Raw genomic sequence first — 15,490 nt, forward strand, 5'->3', positions numbered from 1 at the left:
ATGCGGTTCCCTGCGCGCCGGACACCCCACCACCCCGCGCCGCCTGTGACGGCCCTCACAGCCCGGGGTGTGCGGCGAAAGGGGCGCCCCCGCACCACCGGCGAAACGCCCTATCATGAGATGATTTCTCGCTTTTCCAAGTGTCCAGGAATGGGCAGATGCCGGGCCCCCTGCCGGGTAGCGTTGCCCTCCGTCCGCAACCCCACGCCGTCCGCAGGAGCAGACCCGTCGTGCGTATCGCAGTCTCCGGCTCCATCGCCACAGACCACCTGATGACCTTCCCCGGCCGCTTCGCCGACCAGTTGGTCGCCGACCAGCTGCATACGATCTCCCTCTCCTTCCTGGTCGACCAGCTCGACGTCCGCCGCGGCGGGGTCGCCCCCAACATCTGCTTCGGCATGGGCCAGCTCGGCATCCGGCCGATTCTGGTCGGTGCCGCGGGTACCGACTTCGAGGAGTACCGCGCCTGGCTCGACCGGCACGGCGTCGACACCCACTCGGTGCACATCTCCGAGGTCCTGCACACCGCCCGCTTCGTCTGCACCACCGACGCCGACCACAACCAGCTCGGCTCCTTCTACACCGGCGCCATGAGCGAGGCCCGGCAGATCGAACTCCAGACCGTGGCCGAGCGGGTCGGCGGCCTGGACCTGGTCCTGATCGGCGCGGACGACCCCGAGGCGATGCTCCGGCACACCGAGGAGTGCCGGACCCGCGGGATCCCCTTCGCCGCCGACTTCTCCCAGCAGATCGCCCGGATGGACGGCGAGAACATCCGCCTCCTCATGGAGGGCGCCACCTACCTCTTCAACAACGAGTACGAGGCGGGGCTCATCGAGTCCAAGACCGGCTGGACCGCCGAGGAGATCCTCGCCAAGGTCGGCACCCGCGTCACCACCCTCGGCTCCAACGGCGTCCGCATCCAGCGGGTGGGCCAGCCGGACATCGAGGTCGGCGTCCCCGAGGAGAAGGTCAAGGCCGACCCGACCGGCGTCGGCGACGCCTTCCGGGCCGGCTTCCTGTCCGGCCTGGCCTGGGGCGTCGGCCTGGAGCGCGCCGCCCAGGTCGGCTGCATGCTGGCCACCCTCGTCATCGAGACCGTCGGCACCCAGGAGTACGAGCTGCACCGCAGCCCCTTCATGGACCGCTTCACCAAGGCGTACGGGCACGACGCCGCCGCCGAGGTCCGGCAGTACCTGCTCTGACCGCCGGGGCCCCACCTCAGACGCGGCGCCGCACCACGTACGCGGCGCCGCGTTCCGCGGACTCCTCACCGACGTACTCCTGCTCCCGCATCGCGCACCACGCGGGGATGTCCTGCCGGGCCGCCGCGTCATCGGAGAGCACCGTCACCGTGCCGCCGACCGGCACCCGGCCGATCGCCTTCGCCAGCTCGATGACCGGAACCGGGCAGCGCCGGCCGAGCGCGTCCACCACCACACCGGGTGGCGCCGCCTCCGCCACGGCCTCCGCCGGCACCGCGGCCGCCCGGTGCGCCGGCTCCTCCGCCGGCACCCCGAACCGCTCCCGCACCGACCGCACCGCCTCCGGCAGCACCGTCAGGAACCGCTCCACGTCCGCCGCCTCGGTGCCGTACGGCAGCGAGATCCGGACGTTCCCCTCCGACAGCACGCCCATCGCGCGCAGCACATGGCTCGGCGTCAGGGTGCTGGAGGTACACGACGAACCGGAGGAAACGGAGAAGCCGGCCCGGTCCAGCTCGTGCAACAGCGCCTCCCCGTCGACATAGAGACAGGAGAAGGTGACGAGGTGCGGCAGCCGCCGCGCCGGATCGCCGACCACCTCCACGTCCGGCACCAGCTCCGGCACCCGGGCCCGGATCCGGTCCACCAGCCCCCGCAGCCGCGCCGCCTCGTCCGGCCCGCTCTCCGCGGCGGCCCGCAGCGCACGCAACGCCGCCGCCGCGGCCACCACCGCCGGGAGGTTCCCGAAGCCCGGGCTGCGCCCCGACTCCCGTTCGTCCAGCGGCCCCTGGGGCGCGAACCGGGTCCCCTTACGGACCACCAGCAGTCCCACCCCGGGCGGCCCGCCCCACTTGTGCGCGCTCGCCGTCAGCACCGACCAGGCACCGGGCACCGGCCCCCACGGCACCGACTGCGCCGCGTCCACCAACAGGGGCACGCCGGCCTCCTGACAGTCCGCGGCCACCTCCTCCACCGGCTGGGCGGTGCCCACCTCGTGGTTGGCGGACTGGAGGCACACCAGCGCCGCGTCCCCGCCGAGCGCTCCGGCCACCGCGGCCTGTGCCACCCGGCCCGTCCGGTCCACCGGAACCTCCGTCACCGTGCCGCCGGCCGCCGCGTGCACCTCCGCGGCGTGCAGGACGGCGGAGTGCTCGACGGCGGAGTGCACCAGCCGCCGTCCGACACGCCGACGGGCCGCCAATACGCCGAAGATGCCCGAATGCACCGCATGCGTCCCCGAAGGGGTGAACGTCAGCTCGTCGGGGCGACACCCCACGGCACCGGCGGCGGCCTCCCGCGCGGCGTCCAGCAGCAGCCGGGCCCGCCGCCCCTCGCGGTACAGGCGGGCCGGATCGGCCCACCCCTCGTCGAGCGCGGCGAGCAGGGCCTCCCGGGCGACGGGATGCAGCGGAGCGGTGGAGGCGGCGTCGAAGTAGGGCACGTACGAGACGGTAGAACACCGGCCGCCGGGCCGCCGGGCGGGCCGTCAGATGCCCGGCGGCGGGCGGCGATCGGGGCCCGGAACGGCGGTCCGGGAAGGGCTCGGCCACCCCTTAGGGGTGCCTCGCGGCGCGTTGGGCACCCTCCCCGCGCGACCCCAAATAGCGTCCAGTAGGGTTTGGTCCGCATAAACATCCAAACCCCTGCCCGAAGCAGGGCGGCGACCGACCAGCGAGTAAGGCCGCAGCCGACCGCTCGGGCGAGACTCTCGGGAAGGCGCTACGTGAGTCCCAACGGCTCCGACCGCTCGTCGCGGCGCCCGATGCGGCGGAAGCTGCCGCAGGTGCTTGCTGCGGGCCTGGTCCTGGCGACCGCGACTGGTTGCACATACAAGGACTTCCCCCGCCTCGGCATGCCAACGCCCGTCACCGAACAGGCGCCGCGGATCCTCTCTCTTTGGCAGGGCTCCTGGGCCGCCGCCCTCGCAACGGGCGTGCTGGTGTGGGGCCTGATCATCTGGAGCGTGATCTTCCACCGCCGTAGCAGGACCAAGGTGGAGGTCCCCGCCCAGACGCGGTACAACATGCCGATCGAGGCGTTGTACACCATCGTCCCGTTCATCATCATCGCGGTGCTGTTCTACTTCACCGCGCGTGATGAGAGCGCGCTCCTCAAGACGTCCAAGAAGCCGGACCACGTCATCAACGTCGTGGGCTTCCAGTGGAGCTGGGCGTTCAACTACTTGGAGAACGTCGACGGCAATCCGGCGACCACGAACATCAATTCTCCGGAGCTCGCGGCGATCCCGGACAAGTGGAAGAAGTCCGCGCCGCAGGGCGCGGACGGTGTCTACGACTTCGGCACGCCGGCCACGCGGAACCCGCAGACCGGCAACCCCGGGCCGACGCTCTGGCTGCCGAAGGGCGAGACGGTCCAGTTCGTGCTGACCTCGCGTGACGTCATCCACTCCTTCTGGGTGGTGCCGTTCCTGATGAAGCAGGACGTCATCCCCGGCCACACCAACGTCTTCGAGGTGACTCCCAACAAGGAGGGCACCTTCATGGGCAAGTGCGCCGAACTCTGCGGTGTCGACCACTCTCGGATGCTCTTCAACGTCAAGGTCGTTTCGCCTGCCAAGTACCGGCAGCACTTGAAGGACCTGGCGGCGAAGGGTCAGACCGGGTACCTGCCGGCGGGTATCAAGCAGACTGACCACGCCAGGAATGCGGAGACCAAGAACCAGTGAGCATCCTCAACGAACCTCAGGGTGCCGCCGCCGAATCGGCTCCGGCAGCACCACCCGTACGCAAGAAGCAACCCGGTATCGCTGCCGTCAAGTGGCTCACGACCACTGACCACAAGACCATCGGCACGATGTACCTGGCTACGTCGTTCGCGTTCTTCTGCATCGGCGGGGTGATGGCGCTCCTCATGCGCGCCGAGCTGGCCCGCCCGGGTACGCAGATCATGTCGAACGAGCAGTTCAACCAGGCGTTCACGATGCACGGCACGATCATGCTGCTGATGTTCGCGACGCCGTTGTTCGCCGGTTTCGCGAACTGGATCATGCCGTTGCAGATCGGCGCGCCCGACGTGGCGTTCCCGCGGCTGAACATGTTCGCCTACTGGCTCTACCTCTTCGGCTCACTGATCGCGGTCGCCGGCTTCCTCACGCCGCAAGGTGCCGCGGACTTCGGCTGGTTCGCCTACTCGCCGCTCTCGGACGCGGTGCGTTCGCCGGGCGTCGGCGCGGACATGTGGATCATGGGTCTGGCCTTCTCCGGCTTCGGCACGATCCTCGGTTCGGTCAACTTCATCACCACCATCATCTGCATGCGCGCCCCGGGCATGACGATGTTCCGGATGCCGATCTTCACCTGGAACGTGCTGCTGACCGGTGTGCTGGTCCTGCTCGCTTTCCCGGTGCTGGCCGCCGCGCTGTTCGCCCTGGAGGCGGACCGTAAATTCGGTGCCCATGTCTTTGACGCGGCCAATGGCGGCGCATTGCTCTGGCAACACCTCTTCTGGTTCTTCGGCCATCCAGAGGTGTACATCATCGCCCTACCATTCTTCGGCATCATTTCCGAGGTCATTCCGGTCTTCTCCCGGAAGCCGATGTTCGGTTACATCGGCCTGATCGCCGCGACGATTTCCATCGCCGGCCTTTCGGTGACGGTGTGGGCGCACCACATGTATGTGACCGGCGGTGTACTGCTGCCGTTCTTCTCCTTCATGACGTTCCTCATCGCCGTGCCGACCGGTGTGAAGTTCTTCAACTGGATCGGCACGATGTGGAAGGGCTCACTGTCCTTCGAGACGCCGATGCTCTGGGCGATCGGCTTCCTGATCACCTTCACCTTCGGTGGTCTGACCGGCGTCATCCTGGCGTCGCCGCCGATGGACTTCCACATCTCCGACTCGTACTTCGTCGTGGCCCACTTCCACTACGTGGTCTTCGGCACGGTCGTCTTCGCGATGTTCGCCGGATTCCACTTCTGGTGGCCGAAGTTCACCGGCAAGATGCTCGACGAGCGGCTCGGCAAGATCACGTTCTGGACGCTGTTCATCGGCTTCCACGGCACGTTCCTGGTCCAGCACTGGCTGGGCGCCGAGGGCATGCCCCGCCGTTACGCGGACTACCTCGCCGCCGATGGCTTCACCACCCTGAACACCATCTCGACGATCAGCTCGTTCCTGCTGGGCATGTCGATCCTGCCGTTCCTCTACAACGTCTGGAAGACCGCCAAGTACGCCGAGAAGGTCGAGGTGGACGACCCGTGGGGCTACGGCCGTTCGCTGGAGTGGGCGACGTCCTGCCCGCCGCCGCGGCACAACTTCCTCACCCTGCCGCGAATTCGTTCCGAATCCCCGGCGTTCGATCTGCACCACCCGGAGATCGCGGCGCTGGACGCGCTGCACAACGGCCGCGAGGGTGACAAGGCGCTGGCCGGCGGCAAGGAGGCGGGCAAGTGAAGATCCAGGGCAAGATGTTCATCTGGCTGAGCGTCTTCGTCCTCGCCATGGCGATCGTCTATGGCGTGTGGTCGAAGGAGCCGGCCGGTACCACGGCGCTCTTCCTGGCCTTCGGCCTGTGCATCATGGTCGGCTACTACCTGGCCTTCACGGCCCGGCGGGTCGACGCGGGTGCCCAGGACAACGAGGACGCCGAGGTCGCGGACGACGCCGGTGAGCTGGGCTTCTTCAGCCCGCACAGCTGGCAGCCGCTCTCCCTCGCCATCGGTGGCGCGCTCGCCTTCCTGGGCGTCGTCTTCGGTTTCTGGCTGCTGTACTTCTCCCTGCCGGTGATCCTCGTGGGTCTCTTCGGCTGGGTCTTCGAGTACTACCGCGGCGAGAACCGCACCCAGTAGTACGCACCAGGCGAGAACCGCGGCAGACACGCCGCACGGCCGGGCCCGGACACCCCAACCGGTGTCCGGGCCCGACCCGTTTGCAGTCCTCCAGCGCGCCGCCGAAAGGGATACTTCGTACGTTTGGGGCATGAGTCACAGACCTCGAACCCGGACGGTGCTGAGCTGCGGCCTCCTGCTCGTGCCCCTCGCGGTGAGCGCCACCGCGTGCGGTGGCTCGTCGTCGGAACCGCTCTCGGTCAATCCCTACGACGCGTCCGACCAGATATCGGCGAACATCCCGACGGACGGCAGACACAAGGCGGACCCGGACAAGCCCCTTGAGGTCTCCCTCAAGGGCGACGATTCCCGGATCACGGATGTGACCGCCACCGACGCGACCGGCCGCTACGTCCGCGGCGAACTGAGCGCCGACGGCCGGCACTGGCGCACCACCGTGCCCCTGGCCGCCGGTACGCGCTACACGGTGCAGGTCAGCACCGAGGAGGAGGACGGCACCCCGGGCCGCAAGACCCTGGTGGTCAACACCAAGGACGTGGACGACCGGCTGACCGTCAAGTTCGGCCCGGAGACCGGCGAGTACGGCGTCGGCCAGCCGATCACCGCCGAACTCAGCAAGCCGGTCACCGACCCCAAGGCCCGGGCCGTCGTCGAAAGCGCCCTGAAGGTCGACTCCGCGCCCCGCGTGGAGGGCGCCTGGCACTGGGTGGACGGCAAGAAACTGCACTTCCGCCCCAAGGACTACTGGCCCGCCCACGCCAGCATCGCCGTCCACAGCAACCTCGACGGCCTGAAGATCGCCGGCGGGCTCTACGGCGGCCCCGCCAAGCCCGTCCGGCTCACCACCGGCGACCGGGTCGAGGCCGTCACCGACGCCGCCGCGCACCAGATGACCGTGCTGCGCAACGGCAAGGCCATCAACACCATCCCGGTCACCACCGGCAAACCCGGCTTCTCCACCCGCAACGGCGTCAAGGTCGTGCTCGGCAAGGAGAGCTTCGTCCGGATGCGCAGCTCCACCGTCGGCATCGCCGCCGGGAGTTCGGACGCCTACGACCTGCCGGTCTACTGGGCCACCCGGGTGACCTGGAGCGGCGAATACGTGCACGCCGCGCCCTGGTCGGTCGGCTCCCAGGGCGCCGCGAACGTCAGCCACGGCTGCACCGGCATGTCCACCGGCAACGCCCAGTGGTTCTTCAACACCGTCCGGGTCGGCGACATCGTCAAGGTCGTCAACAGCGGCGGCGACACCATGACGCCGTTCGACAACGGCTTCGGTGACTGGAACATGCCCTGGAAGGACTGGCGCTCCGGCAGCGCGCTCAAGAACAGGGCCGCAACGACCACAGGCGCGGCCGGGCGGGAGCAGAATCCTGCCGCCGACGCACGGCTGCGCCCACAGGTCTGAGGACCGCTCAGGAGCCGCTCAGGGACCCCTGGAGGGCCTTGCTCAGGCCGGCACAGCGTCCTGGGTGACCTGGGCGAGCCGTCGGCGGCGCAGCAGCCCGGCCAGCGCGTCGGCGAACGCCACCGGGTCGAGGGGATGGGTCACCGCGGCGTCCGCGCGGCTCCACGTGGCCAGCCAGGCGTCCTGCGGACGGCCGATCAGCAGCAGCACCGGCGGGCACTGGAAGATCTCGTCCTTGATCTGCCGGCAGACGCCCATACCGCCCGCCGGCGCCGTCTCGCCGTCCAGTACGCAGACGTCGATCCCGCCCTGCTCCAGGGCCTCCAGGACCGCCGGGGCGGTGGCGCACTCCAGGATCTCGATCTGCGGGGCGTCGGGGGCCGGGCGTCGCCCGGCCGCCAGCCGGACCTGCTCGCGGGTGTTGGCGTTGTCGCTGTAGACCAGCACCGTGGCAGTCGCCTGCATCGTTCCTCCACCTTTGTCGCGGACCTGCGTAGCGGATACGGCTCCGGATCAAACCGTTGCGCGATGCTACTCCCGGACGGGCCCTCGGCAGGAGAGGCCGTACGGCCCCGAAATGCGGCCGACGGCCCGTCAGGACCGGCTTTCCCAGGGCCCGTGCGCTGTGCGGCGGTGCGCACTTCCTCCCTTCGGGCGACCGCCGAGCCGGCCCGAACGAGCAGGGCATATGGCCTTGACACACCGAACGGCACCCCCCGGAGTGAGGGCGGGATAAGCGACCGACATAATGTCGGTCGTGGCGACAGCAACGACAGTAGAAACCGGGCACGCGCACCCGTCGGTCAATCGGCCGAACCTCACCAGCGTCGGAACCATCATCTGGCTGAGTTCCGAGCTGATGTTCTTCGCGGCCCTCTTCGCGATGTACTTCACCCTTCGATCGGTGACGGGCGAGGCGTATTGGAAGCACTCCGCTGATGCGCTGAATCTTCCGTTCTCCGCGACCAACACCACGATCCTGGTGCTCAGCTCGCTGACGTGTCAGCTCGGCGTATTCGCGGCCGAGCGCGGCGACGTCAAGAAGCTGCGAACCTGGTTCTCGATCACCTTCATCATGGGTGCCATCTTCATCGGCGGTCAGGTCTTCGAGTACACGGAGCTGGTCAAGCACGAGGGCCTCTCGCTCTCGTCCGGCCCGTACGGCTCGGTGTTCTACCTGACCACCGGTTTCCACGGACTGCACGTGACAGGCGGTCTGATCGCCTTCCTGCTGGTCCTGGGCAGGACGTACGCGGCAAAGAGGTTCACCCACACACAGGCCACCGCGGCCATCGTCGTGTCCTACTACTGGCACTTCGTCGATGTCGTCTGGATCGGCCTCTTCGCCACGATCTACCTCATCCGGTAAGAGGTCCGACCGGACCCGCATATCGGACAGACATAGCCAAAGCATCGACGCAGAAGATCCTGACACCGGGGTAATCCGTGAAAAAGCTCTCCGCACGACGGCGCCATCCGCTGGCGGCGCTCGTCGTCCTACTCTTCGCGCTGGCGGTCACTGGGGGGCTGTACGCCGCGTTCGCGCCGGCGAACAAGGCTCAAGCCGATGACACCGCCCAGTCCCTTGCCATCAAGGAGGGCAAGAAGCTCTTCGCCGTGGGCTGCGCAAGCTGCCACGGCACCGGCGGTCAGGGCAGCTCCGACGGCCCGAGCCTGGTCGGCGTGGGCGCTGCCGCCGTCGACTTCCAGGTGGGCACCGGGCGTATGCCGGCCCAGCAGCCCGGCGCCCAGGTGCCGGCGAAGCGGAACATCTACAACAACGCCCAGATCGACCAGCTCGCGGCCTACGTCGCGTCGCTGGGCCCGGGCCCCTCCGTGCCCGACAAGTCGCAGTACAGCGCGGACGGCGCCGACATCGGCAAGGGTGGCGAGCTGTTCCGCACCAACTGCGCTCAGTGCCACAACTTCACCGGTAAGGGCGGCGCCCTCACCAACGGCAAGTTCGCACCGACGCTTGAGGGCGTGGACCCGAAGCACATCTACGAGGCCATGCAGACCGGCCCGCAGAACATGCCCTCCTTCGGTGACGGCACGCTGAGCCCGCAGAACAAGAAGGACATCGTCGCGTACCTCGGCGCCGTCAACGGCGACAAGACCGCGAGCCCCGGCGGTATGGAACTCGGTGGTCTGGGCCCGGTGACCGAAGGTCTCTTCGGTTACATCTTCGGCCTGGGTGCGTGTGTCGCGGTCGCCATCTGGGTCGCAGCCCGGACTACGAAGGCCAAGAAGTCATGAGTGAGACAGAAGAAAACCTTCCCAGTGAGCGGGAGACGACTCACGAGGGCGCGGTAGGGAAGGCGGACAACCCCTTCGCTGACCCCGGGCTGCCGGCCCACGAGCACCGCGTCCAGGACATCGACGAGCGGGCTGCCAGGCGCTCCGAGCGCACCGTTGCCTTCCTCTTCCTGGTGTCCATGCTCGCCACCGTCGCGTTCATCGCGTCGTACGTGGCCATCCCGATCGACAAGATCGTCTACATCTTCCCGCTGGGGCACGTCAGCGGGCTGAACTTCGCGCTCGGTCTGACGCTGGGCGTGGCGCTCTTCTGCATCGGCGCCGGCGCGGTCCACTGGGCCCGCACGCTGATGTCGGACGAGGAGGTCGCCGACGAGCGGCACCCGATCGAGGCCACGCCCGACGTCAAGGCCAAGGTCCTGGCGGACTTCGCGCAGGGTGCCAAGGAGTCGCAGTTCGGTCGGCGCAAGCTGATCCGCAACACGATGTTCGGTGCGCTGGCCCTGGTGCCGCTCTCCGGCGTCGTCCTGCTGCGCGACCTCGGCCCGCTGCCCGAGAAGAAGCTGCGGACCACCGGCTGGAAGAAGGGCATCCGCCTGGTCAACCAGTCGACCAACCTCCCGCTGCGTCCCGAGGACATCGCGGTTGGCTCCCTCACGTTCGCCAAGCCCGAGGGCCTGGAGGAGAACGACGAGGAGTTCGCCAACAAGATCGCCAAGGACGCCCTGATGCTCGTGCGGATCCAGCCGCAGAACATCAAGGACAAGCAGGAACTCGCCTGGTCGCACGACGGCATCGTGGCCTACTCGAAGATCTGCACCCACGTGGGTTGCCCGATCAGCCTGTACGAGCAGCAGACGCACCACGTGCTCTGCCCTTGTCACCAGTCGACCTTCGACCTTTCCGACGGTGGTCGGGTGATCTTCGGTCCGGCCGGCCACGCCCTGCCGCAGCTGCACATCACGGTGAAGGACGGCTTCCTTGAGGCCGCAAGCGAGTTCGCGGAGCCCGTCGGCCCGAGCTTCTGGGAGCGCGGATGAGTAACGAGACAACCGCGACCACTACGCGCCGTGGCCAAGCGCCACGGGGCGAGCGGATCGCCGACTGGGCCGACGGCCGGCTGGGTATCTACAGCCTCGCCAAGTCCAACATGCGCAAGATCTTCCCGGACCACTGGTCCTTCATGCTGGGTGAGGTCGCGCTCTACAGCTTCATCATCATCATCCTGACCGGTGTCTACCTGACGCTGTTCTTCCACCCGAGCATGGCCGAGGTCACCTACCACGGGTCCTACGTGCCGATGCACGGGATCAGGATGACCCAGGCCTTCGAGTCGACGCTGAACATCAGCTTCGACGTGCGCGGTGGTCTGCTGATCCGGCAGATCCACCACTGGGCGGCGCTGGTCTTCCTGGCCGCGATGATGGTCCACATGATGCGGGTGTTCTTCACCGGTGCGTTCCGCAAGCCGCGTGAGGTCAACTGGCTCTTCGGCTTCCTGCTGTTCGTCCTGGGCATGTTCACCGGCTTCACCGGTTACTCGCTCCCCGACGACCTGCTGTCCGGTACCGGTGTCCGCTTCATCGAGGGCGTCATCCTGGCGATGCCGCTGGTCGGCTCGTACCTGCAGATGTTCATCTTCGGCGGCGAGTTCCCCGGGCACGACATCATCCCGAGGTTCTTCACGGTCCACGTGCTGCTGCTGCCGGGCATCATGCTCGGCCTGCTGGTGGCGCACCTGATCCTGGTCTTCTACCACAAGCACACGCAGTTCCCGGGTGCCGGCAAGACCAACAACAACGTGGTCGGCATGCCGCTGCTGCCGGTCTACATGGCCAAGGCCGGAGGCTTCTTCTTCCTGGTCTTCGGTGTGATCTCGGTGATCGCCGCGGTCGCCAGCATCAACCCCGTGTGGGCCATCGGCCCGTACCGGCCGGACCAGGTGTCCACCGGTGCGCAGCCGGACTGGTACATGGGCTTCGCCGAGGGCCTGGTGCGTGTCATGCCGGGTTGGGAGTGGAACTTCTGGGGCCACACCATCAACTTCGGTGTGCTGATCCCGATCCTGGTCTTCCCGCTGGTCCTGATCGCCATCGCGGTCTACCCGTTCATCGAGTCCTGGGTCCGCGGCGACAAGCGCGAGCACCACATCCTGGACCGCCCGCGCAACGTGCCCACCCGCACCGGCTTCGGTGTGGCCTGGCTCGTCGCGTACTTCGTGATGCTGATCGGTGGCGGCAACGACCTGTGGGCGACGCACTTCCACCTGTCGATCAACTCGATCACCTGGTTCGTCCGGATCGGGTTCTTCGTCGGGCCGGTGCTGGCCTTCATCGCCACCAAGCGGATCTGCCTGGGTCTCCAGCGCCGCGACAAGGACAAGGTGCTGCACGGACGCGAGTCCGGCATCATCAAGCGCCTGCCGCACGGTGAGTTCATCGAGGTCCACGAGCCGCTCAACCAGGAGCAGCTGCACGTTCTGACGCAGCACGAGCAGCCCGAGCCGCTTGAGCTCGGTCCCGAGGTCGACGAGAACGGCGTCCAGCGCAAGCTCAAGCGCTCGCAGAAGCTGCGCGCCAAGCTCTCCAAGGGCTACTACGGCGAGGACAACGTCATCCCCAAGCCGACCGTCGAGGAGTACAAGGAGATCACCAGCGGCCACGGCCACCACTGATCCCCGCGGGCGCGACACCGCGCACCGCTGGTAGTACGCCACCCAGAGGGCCCCGTCCACGAAGAGGACGGGGCCCTCCGGCGTTCCCGGAGGTCGATAGGGTGACGGCACAAGCAGGAGACGAACCAGGAGCGTGGACCATGAACGTTGTGACCCCGGCAGGCGGCGGCAGCGTGGCGGACCGCTCCTGGCCGGCCGTGCTGAACGCCCTCCTCGACGGCCGCGACCTCACCGCGGACGACACCGCCTGGGTCATGGACCGGATCATGCGCGGCGAGGCCACCGACGCGCAGATCGCCGGTTTCGCGGTCGCGCTGCGCGCCAAGGGCGAGACGGTCGCGGAGATCTCCGGCCTGGTCCGGACGATGTACGCGCACGCCAGCCTGATCGAGGTGCCCGGCCCCAGCGTCGACATCGTCGGCACCGGCGGTGACGGGGCGAACACCGTCAACATCTCCACCATGGCGTCGATCGTGGTCGCCGGCACCGGAGCCAGGGTCGTCAAGCACGGCAGCCGGGCCGCGTCCTCGACCAGCGGCGCCACGGACGTCCTGGAGAAGCTGGGCGTCAACCTGAACCTGTCGCCGCGACGCGTCGCCGAGGTCGCGGAGGAGGCCGGGATCACCTTCTGCTTCGCGGCCAAGTTCCACCCCGCGCTGCGCCATGTGGCGGCCGCCCGCGGCCAGCTGGGCATCCGGACGACCTTCAACGTACTGGGGCCGCTGACCAACCCGGCCCGGGTCAAGGCCCAGGCGACCGGCGTCGCGGACGCCCGGATGGCGCCGATCCTGGCCGGGGTGCTGGCCGAGCGCGGTTCGTCGGCGCTGGTCTTCCGCGGCGACGACGGACTGGACGAGCTGACCACCACCGCCACCTCCCGGGTGTGGATCGTGCGGAACGGCACGGTCCGCGAGGAGCCCTTCGACCCGCGGGACGTCGGGATCGGCCTGGTCCCGGTGGAGGCGCTGCGCGGCGCGGACGCGTCGTACAACGCCGAGGTGGCCCGCCGGCTGCTGGACGGTGAGACCGGGCCGGTGCGGGACGCGGTGCTGCTGAACTCCGCGGCCGCGCTGGCCGCACTGGAGCCGACCGACGCCCCGCTCACCGAGCGGATCCGCGACGGCCTGGCCAAGGCCGCCGAGGCGATCGACTCGGGCGCCGCCAAGCGGACCCTGGAGCGTTGGGCGGCGGCCAGCAACGCCTGACGGCGGAGGTGACGCAGGTCCCGGTCCGGAATACGGACCGGGGCTTGCGCGTCGAAGATCGTGTGGCATGATTCAGCCCAGGTCACGAGTGACAGCGACGTAGGCCCCGGCCCGCTGTCCGGCAACCCTCCTTCCGTGGCGGGGTGCCCCGGGTGATGACCAGGTCGCAGGCAGCGAGGTCTGCGGCAAGCGCGGATCCCTCGCCAGGGATCCTGGTCCTCGAGGGAGTCCTTCCGTGATGAAGCGAATGCGCTAGGGCCGTCGGCCCCCTTTTCCGCGCCACCTTTCTCTCTTTTCCTTCACGCTGCGGTGCCGTGCCGGGCGGATCCTCCGTGCCTTACGCGTACCGTGCGACGCCCCCCGCCGCAGCGCATTCGCTCATGCCTCCCGGGAGTTCGCCATGTCTGTTTCCGCTGCCGCCGACCGTGCCGTCTGTGCCCCGCTGCCCGTTCTGGGGCGGGACGTCCTGGTCCCGCTGGTGACCGGGGGCGAGGCCGTCTACGCCGCGTTGGACTACGCCGCCAGCGCGCCGGCGCTCCAGCGGGTCTGGGACGACGTCGCCGCGTACGCCCCGTACTACGGCAGCGTCCACCGCGGCGCCGGCTACCTCTCCCAGCTCTCCACCGACCTCTTCGAGAACGCCCGCGAGACCGTCGCCGACTTCCTCGGCTGCCGCCCCGACGACCAGGTGGTCTTCACCCGCTCCACCACCGACTCGCTGAACCTGCTGGCCGCGGCCCTGCCGCAGGGCACCCGGGTCTTCGTCTTCGAGACCGAGCACCACGCCTCGCTGCTGCCCTGGGAGCGCCGCGCGGACCTGGCCGTGACCTACCTGAACGCGCCGCGTACCCCTCAGCAGGCGGTGGACAGCCTGGAGAAGGCGCTGGCCACCCGCGAGCCGTACGGACCGGCGCTGGTCTGCGTCACCGGTGCCTCGAACGTGACCGGTGAACTGTGGCCGGTGCGGGAACTGGCGGCCGCCGCGCACGCCCACGGCGCCCGGATCGTGCTGGACGCGGCCCAACTCGCCCCGCACCACCCGGTGGACCTCGCGGAACTCGACGTCGATTGGGTCGCGTTCTCGGGTCACAAGCTCTACGCGCCGTTCGGCGCCGGCGTGCTGGCCGGCCGCGCCGACTGGCTCCAGGAGGCCGAGCCGTACCTCGCCGGCGGCGGCGCCAGCCGGAAGGTCGCCCGGCGGACCGACGGCGGGGTGGACGTCGAGTGGCACACCAACGCGGCCCGGCACGAGGCCGGTTCGCCCAACGTCATCGGCGCCTACGCCATCGCCTCCGCCTGCCGGGCACTCGCCGACGCGGGGTTCGACGGCCTCGTCGCCCGCGAACAGGAACTGATCACCGCGGTCCGCGCGGGCCTGGCCGAGGTCCCCGAGGTACGCATCCTCTCCCTCTTCGGCGACGACGCCCCACGGGTCGGCGTCCTCTCGTTCGTCGTCGAGGGCTGGAACAGCTCGCACTTCGCGGCCGCGCTCTCCGCCGAGTACGGGATCGGCGTCCGCGACGGCCTGTTCTGCGCACACCCGCTGGTGCGGACCCTCCTGGGCAGCGAGCCGCAGGAGCCCGGCGAGTGCGGGGCACCGGAGGCGGCGCCGGGGGAGCGGTCGCTGAACGCGATCCGGGTCAGCTTCGGCGCCGGCACGCCCGATGAGCACGTCGAACGGTTCGTCCGGGCGGTCAAGGAACTCGTCGCGGACGGCGCACGCTGGAACTACCAGGTGGAGGACGGCCGTTGCGTCCCGGCGCGTGCCGGCGCGTAGCGCCGGTTGATTTCCCGCGTTTTCGGCTTTCCCGCCGTGGGGGTTCGCGTTCTGCGCCTGGCGGCGCGGGCTGTTGTCCGCTGCGCGGGGCTGTTGGGTGCGGTGTCGGGTCGGAGGGGTCGGTGTGCAGGACTGCTGCGCTTTACGTCCTGCACAC

At 69.0% G+C, this 15,490-nt stretch carries 13 protein-coding genes and 1 riboswitch; of the genes, 11 read left to right on the top strand and 2 right to left on the bottom strand.

Translation table 11 applies throughout. The features are described 5' to 3' along the window. Nucleotides 1–230 precede the first annotated feature (230 nt). Nucleotides 231–1,205, top strand: a complete 975-nt coding sequence (locus ACFVT2_RS25685) for a carbohydrate kinase family protein (RefSeq protein ID WP_390021676.1) — start codon at nt 231–233, stop codon at nt 1,203–1,205. Between the two features lie 16 nt (nt 1,206–1,221). Here the strand turns inward: ACFVT2_RS25685 and ACFVT2_RS25690 are convergent, their stop codons facing one another. Then, on the bottom strand, nt 1,222–2,646 hold the full coding sequence (locus ACFVT2_RS25690) for a cysteine desulfurase/sulfurtransferase TusA family protein (protein WP_390021677.1): 1,425 nt from the start codon (nt 2,644–2,646) through the stop codon (nt 1,222–1,224). Between the two features lie 282 nt (nt 2,647–2,928). Between ACFVT2_RS25690 and coxB the strand changes: the two genes are divergently transcribed. The 4 genes from coxB (at nt 2,929) to ACFVT2_RS25710 (ending at nt 7,421) form a co-directional block, all read left to right on the top strand. Further along, on the top strand, nt 2,929–3,891 hold the full coding sequence (gene coxB, locus ACFVT2_RS25695) for a cytochrome c oxidase subunit II (RefSeq protein ID WP_390021678.1): 963 nt from the start codon (nt 2,929–2,931) through the stop codon (nt 3,889–3,891). Next, on the top strand, nt 3,888–5,618 hold the full coding sequence (gene ctaD, locus ACFVT2_RS25700) for a cytochrome c oxidase subunit I (RefSeq protein WP_390021680.1): 1,731 nt from the start codon (nt 3,888–3,890) through the stop codon (nt 5,616–5,618). Before coxB ends, ctaD begins: the two co-directional genes overlap by 4 nt. Further along, complete coding sequence (locus ACFVT2_RS25705; RefSeq protein ID WP_390021682.1) at nt 5,615–6,013, top strand: cytochrome c oxidase subunit 4; 399 nt, start codon at nt 5,615–5,617, stop codon at nt 6,011–6,013. The genes ctaD and ACFVT2_RS25705 overlap by 4 nt, the downstream gene beginning before the upstream one ends. Nucleotides 6,014–6,143: 130 nt before the next feature. Then, the gene (locus ACFVT2_RS25710; protein WP_390021683.1) at nt 6,144–7,421 is read left to right on the top strand and encodes an Ig-like domain-containing protein; all 1,278 of its coding nucleotides are present in this window, start codon (nt 6,144–6,146) and stop codon (nt 7,419–7,421) included. A gap of 42 nt (nt 7,422–7,463) precedes the next feature. Here ACFVT2_RS25710 and ACFVT2_RS25715 read toward each other — a convergent pair whose 3' ends face one another. Continuing rightward, nucleotides 7,464–7,886, bottom strand: a complete 423-nt coding sequence (locus ACFVT2_RS25715) for a hypothetical protein (protein ID WP_390021685.1) — start codon at nt 7,884–7,886, stop codon at nt 7,464–7,466. Nucleotides 7,887–8,169: 283 nt separating this feature from the next. On the opposite strand from ACFVT2_RS25715, the gene ACFVT2_RS25720 reads away from it, so the two are divergent. The 6 genes from ACFVT2_RS25720 to ACFVT2_RS25745 all read left to right on the top strand — a co-directional run bounded on the left by ACFVT2_RS25720 (nt 8,170) and on the right by ACFVT2_RS25745 (nt 15,333). Next, the gene (locus tag ACFVT2_RS25720) at nt 8,170–8,790 is read left to right on the top strand and encodes a heme-copper oxidase subunit III (RefSeq protein WP_390021686.1); all 621 of its coding nucleotides are present in this window, start codon (nt 8,170–8,172) and stop codon (nt 8,788–8,790) included. Between the two features lie 77 nt (nt 8,791–8,867). Then, nucleotides 8,868–9,677, top strand: coding sequence for a c-type cytochrome (locus ACFVT2_RS25725; RefSeq protein ID WP_390021687.1), 810 nt, complete (start codon nt 8,868–8,870; stop codon nt 9,675–9,677). Next, nucleotides 9,674–10,717, top strand: coding sequence for a Rieske 2Fe-2S domain-containing protein (locus ACFVT2_RS25730; RefSeq protein ID WP_390021689.1), 1,044 nt, complete (start codon nt 9,674–9,676; stop codon nt 10,715–10,717). Before ACFVT2_RS25725 ends, ACFVT2_RS25730 begins: the two co-directional genes overlap by 4 nt. Further along, the gene (locus ACFVT2_RS25735) at nt 10,714–12,351 is read left to right on the top strand and encodes a cytochrome bc complex cytochrome b subunit (protein ID WP_390021691.1); all 1,638 of its coding nucleotides are present in this window, start codon (nt 10,714–10,716) and stop codon (nt 12,349–12,351) included. The genes ACFVT2_RS25730 and ACFVT2_RS25735 overlap by 4 nt, the downstream gene beginning before the upstream one ends. A gap of 140 nt (nt 12,352–12,491) precedes the next feature. Next, nucleotides 12,492–13,556, top strand: a complete 1,065-nt coding sequence (gene trpD, locus ACFVT2_RS25740) for an anthranilate phosphoribosyltransferase (RefSeq protein ID WP_390021693.1) — start codon at nt 12,492–12,494, stop codon at nt 13,554–13,556. Between the two features lie 80 nt (nt 13,557–13,636). Beyond that, nucleotides 13,637–13,754: riboswitch (SAM riboswitch) on the top strand. Between the two features lie 202 nt (nt 13,755–13,956). Continuing rightward, nucleotides 13,957–15,333, top strand: a complete 1,377-nt coding sequence (locus ACFVT2_RS25745) for an aminotransferase class V-fold PLP-dependent enzyme (protein WP_390021694.1) — start codon at nt 13,957–13,959, stop codon at nt 15,331–15,333. Nucleotides 15,334–15,490 lie beyond the last annotated feature (157 nt).

It is taken from the genome of Streptomyces sp. NPDC058000, assembly GCF_042886435.1.
Lineage (GTDB): Bacteria > Actinomycetota > Actinomycetes > Streptomycetales > Streptomycetaceae > Streptomyces.